This is a genomic window from Mycoplasma sp. 4423, from assembly GCF_054353855.1.
Genome location: NZ_JBTHHJ010000030.1, coordinates 1 through 4,405 on the forward strand (window position 1 = coordinate 1; position 4,405 = coordinate 4,405).

Annotated in this window: 2 protein-coding genes and 8 tRNA genes; all 10 read left to right on the plus strand. The window is 30.7% G+C overall.

Annotated features, from left to right (window positions below; translation table 4 throughout):
* The first annotated feature begins 267 nt into the window (after window positions 1-267).
* The 10 genes from ACXYRN_RS04200 to ACXYRN_RS04245 all read left to right on the plus strand — a co-directional run bounded on the left by ACXYRN_RS04200 (window position 268) and on the right by ACXYRN_RS04245 (window position 4,353).
* Window positions 268-344, plus strand: a tRNA-Pro gene (locus ACXYRN_RS04200).
* Window positions 345-348: 4 nt separating this feature from the next.
* Window positions 349-425, plus strand: a tRNA-Ala gene (locus ACXYRN_RS04205).
* A gap of 5 nt (window positions 426-430) precedes the next feature.
* Window positions 431-507 (plus strand) — tRNA-Met (locus tag ACXYRN_RS04210).
* A 22-nt stretch (window positions 508-529) separates the two neighbouring features.
* Window positions 530-605: transfer RNA gene (locus ACXYRN_RS04215), tRNA-Ile, on the plus strand.
* 4 nt (window positions 606-609) lie between these two features.
* Window positions 610-702 (plus strand) — tRNA-Ser (locus tag ACXYRN_RS04220).
* Between the two features lie 36 nt (window positions 703-738).
* Window positions 739-815 (plus strand) — tRNA-Met (locus ACXYRN_RS04225).
* Window positions 816-817: 2 nt separating this feature from the next.
* Window positions 818-893, plus strand: a tRNA-Asp gene (locus tag ACXYRN_RS04230).
* Window positions 894-895: 2 nt separating this feature from the next.
* Window positions 896-971 (plus strand) — tRNA-Phe (locus ACXYRN_RS04235).
* A gap of 102 nt (window positions 972-1,073) precedes the next feature.
* Entirely contained in the window at window positions 1,074-3,746 is a 2,673-nt protein-coding gene (ileS, locus tag ACXYRN_RS04240) for an isoleucine--tRNA ligase (protein WP_458607779.1), read from the plus strand.
* Window positions 3,739-4,353: a signal peptidase II gene (locus ACXYRN_RS04245; RefSeq protein ID WP_458607780.1), complete on the plus strand. Its 615-nt coding sequence runs from the start codon at window positions 3,739-3,741 to the stop codon at window positions 4,351-4,353. The genes ileS and ACXYRN_RS04245 overlap by 8 nt, the downstream gene beginning before the upstream one ends.
* The last annotated feature ends 52 nt before the right edge of the window (window positions 4,354-4,405 follow it).

A 4,405-nucleotide genomic window follows, 5' to 3' on the forward strand; every position in this document is an offset into this window, starting at 1 on the left:
TGTATTCAAGACATTTTAATGAATTATAATTACTATTCAGTTTTCAAAGGACTATGCCTAAGGGGCATTTTTTAATTTAAAACACAAACAAGAATAAAGAAATTTAATTAACATAAAAATATTTTAATATAGCAAGAATGATAAAATAAAAATCTAAAATTTTATGTTTTTATTTTTACAAAATTATGCTAAAATATATTAGCAATAAATAAGAAAAGTTTTTTTTGATATATATAGTTTTATTGTATAATACTATAGCCAATACACGGAGAAGTAGCTCAGTTTGGTAGAGCACTACATTTGGGCTGTAGTGGTCGCAGGTTCAAATCCTGTCTTCTTCACCATTTCGGGGGGTTAGCTCATTTGGCTAGAGCGCCTGCCTTGCACGCAGGAGGTGGTGGGTTCGAATCCCATACTCTCCACCATTTATGGCACTATAGCTCAGTTGGTTAGAGCATCCGGTTCATACCCGGAAGGTCAAGAGTTCGACTCTCTTTGGTGCTACCAAAAAATCTATAAATTCGGAAATGGACCTATAGCTCAACGGTTAGAGCAACCGGCTCATAACCGGTTGGTTACAGGTTCGAATCCTGTTGGGTCCACCAATATGGGTGATTACCCAAGTCCGGTTGAAGGGAGCAGTCTTGAAAACTGCCAGGGGCTTTACGGCCCGCGGGGGTTCGAATCCCTCATCACCCGCCACCATAACTTAACATAATATGAATTTATAGAACATATCGCGGAATGGAGCAGTTTGGTAGCTCGTCGGGCTCATAACCCGAAGGTCACAGGTTCGAGTCCTGTTTCCGCAACCAATGGTTCAGTGGTAAAGTGGTTAATACGCCTCCCTGTCACGGAGGAGAACGCGGGTTCGATCCCCGTCTGGACCGCCATTGGCTCTGTAGCTCAGTTGGTAGAGCAACAGATTGAAGCTCTGTGTGTCGCTGGTTCGATTCCTGCCGGAGCCACCATCAAAAATTGCTATATTTTATAAACTGCAGTAAATTAGTTTATAAAATATAGCAATTTTTATTTTTTTGCTAAAATATATAGATATAAAAAAGGAGAAAAATATGGACTATAAAAAGACATTAAATATGCCAAAAACTGATTATGAAATGAGAGCTAATTTATTAGTTAAAGAACCAAAATATCGTCAGTTTTGGGAAAGTTCTAAAATTTACCAAAAAGTATTATCAAAAAATAAAAATAACCCAAAGTATATCTTGCACGATGGTCCACCATACGCTAATGGAGGTATTCATGTTGGTCATACATTAAACAGAGTTTTAAAGGATATTATTGTTAGATATAAATCTTTATCAGGGTTTTATTCACCATTTGTTCTTGGTTGAGATACACATGGTTTACCAATAGAGCATAAAATGCTTACTGAAAGCAAATTAAATAAGGATGAACTTAATCCTGTAATTTTACGTAAAAAAGCAGCTCAATATGCTTTACAACAAGTTAATAACCAACGAAACCAACTTAAATCCTTGCAATTATTTACCGATTATTCAAAATCATATATAACCTTAGATAAACAATATGAGGTTATGCAGCTAAAGGTTTTTAAAAAGATGGTAATGGATGGATTGGTATATAAAGGATTAAAGCCTGTATTTTGATCACCTAGTTCCCAAAGTGCTTTAGCCGAATCTGAGGTAGAATACCAAGATGTAATTTCACCATCAATATATGTTGCTTTTGAAGTTGTAGCAAGTAATTTTGAAAATGTTAAAACTGGTGATAATTTAGTGATTTGGACTACAACTCCATGAACATTATTGGCTAATGCAGCGGTAGCAATTGGTTTAGATATTGAATATGCTCGTGTAAAAAATAATGGAAGTTTTTATATTATTGCAATTGATTTATTAACTGTTGTTGCATCAAAATGTGGTTGAGATACATATGATATTGTTTCAGTTTTTAAAGGTTCGCAAATTTTAAATTATAATATTGAATATTTAACACCAATTTTGAAGTTTCATGCTCCATTAGTGATCGGACATCATGTTAGTGTTGAATCAGGATCTGGTTTAGTTCATATTGCTCCGATGTTTGGTGAAGATGACTTTTTAATTGGACAAAAAAATAAGTTACAGATGATTATGCATATTTGTGATAAAGGTTATATTGAAAATACCAATACTGATTTTGATGGGATGTTTTATCAGGATGCAAATAAGAAAATATCAGAATTTTTAGCAAACAAATTATTACACTTTGAAAGATTTAAGCACTCATACCCACATGATTGAAGAACTCATAAACCAATTATCTTTCGCGGGACACCACAATGATTTGTTTCAATTGACAAAATTAGAGAGCAAATTTTAGATCAAATTGAAAATAATGTTACTACTTATCCAGCATGACCGAAAAAACGTTTATATTCAATGATCCAAAATCGTTCTGATTGAACTATTTCACGTCAAAGAAGTTGAGGAGTTCCACTAATTATCTTTTATGATAAGGATGGAAAACCAGTTTTTGATTCAGAATTATTTGATCATGTTATAGATTTAGTAGCAAAATATGGAACTGATATTTGATGAGAAAAATCAACCGAAGAATTATTACCTTTAAAATATCAAAATCAAGGTTTTACTAAGGAAAAAGACATTATGGATGTTTGATTCGATTCAGGTGTTTCAAGTGTAGCTGCTGTAATAGAACCGAATTTACAATCACCATATGATTTATATTTAGAAGGAACTGATCAATATCGTGGTTGATTCAACTCATCAATTATTAATTCAGTTGCATATAAAGGATTAACACCTTATAAAAATCTTATATCACATGGTTTCGTTGTAGATGCTAAGGGAAATAAGATGTCTAAGTCAAAAGGTAATTCTGTTGAACCTTCTGATATTATCAATAAACGAGGTGCAGAGATTTTAAGATTATGAGTTGCAAATTCAGAATATCAAGGTGACATTTCAATAAGTGAAGATATTTTAAATCAAAATACCGAAATATACCGTAAATTAAGAAATACTATTAAATTCTTGCTTGGTAACTTAAATAATTTTGAATATTCTAAAGACATTAAAAGAACCGGAATCCATAAGTTTATTTATCAACAACTTCAAGAATTAAAATACAATGTAATTAAAGCATATGACGAATATAAGTTTTTAATGGTTGTAAAACTGCTTTCAAACTATGTTGTTGAGCTTTCTAGCTTCTATTTGTCTGTTACCAAAGATATTTTGTATGTTCGTTCATTAAACGATCCACAACGACTTATGACACTTGCAAATATGTATGAGATAGTCGAATTTCTTATAATAGCGCTTGCTCCGATTTTACCTACCACATCCGAAGAAGCATATGAGTTCTTTAATAAAAAAGATAAATATGAATCAGTATTTTTAGAAAATTTACCAAAACTTTCTGAAATAGCATATGATGCAACATTAATTACTTCATATAAAGAATTTTTTGAACTACGTGATAAAGTTAATGTGCTAATTGAAAATGCGATTAAAGCTAATTTAGTGAAGCGATCAAATGAATTAGAATTATTTTTACCTAAAACATCTGATTTAATAGCTAAACTTGATTTAAAAACATTATTAATGGTAGGAAAAATAACACAGGGAAATGAATTAAAAGTTGAAAAATTTGATTCATTAAAATGCTTAAGATGTTGAAATCATTTTGATAAAGAAAATGTTAAAAATGATTTATGTAATCAATGTGAGCAAATTGTAAGAGAGTTTCATGAATAAAAAAATAAAAATATTAAAAAACTACTTATCTGTAAATAAAAAACGTATTTTAATAACTTATATATTTATTTTTGCTTCATTAATAGTTTTTTTATTTATAGATCAGATGACAAAGAATCTATTATTTAATCACGGTTCAATAAAAACTTTGGATCAAAATTTTGAAGTATCTTATAATGGTCAAAGATTTCCTGCTGAATCTATATTAAATAGTTACACAGTTTCGCCACTACTTGGGATACGAAGCATCTGACACGGTGGAATTACTTTTGCTAAAACTCGTAATACAACTTTAATTCAAACCATTTCAATCATTTTGTTTATTTTTATTTTAACATATGGATTGTTTTTAGATAAACATAATAAAATACGTGCAATATTTGTAGGAATAATATTGGCAGGTGATTTAGGTAATATGTTAGATCGTTTTATTTTTAGTGGTTATGTTAAAGACATCTTCTTTATACCTTTTTTAAACAGAGATGGCACATTTAATTTTGCTGATTCATTAATTTTCACCGGAATTGCTTTATTGCTTATCGGTAGTTTGATACCAGAGAGCAAAATTAGAGACCTTAAAAGACATATGGATTTTATAATTCATTAAAACAAGTATATATGCTTGTTTTTGTTTGCAAAGCATTAAAAAATCGGGATAT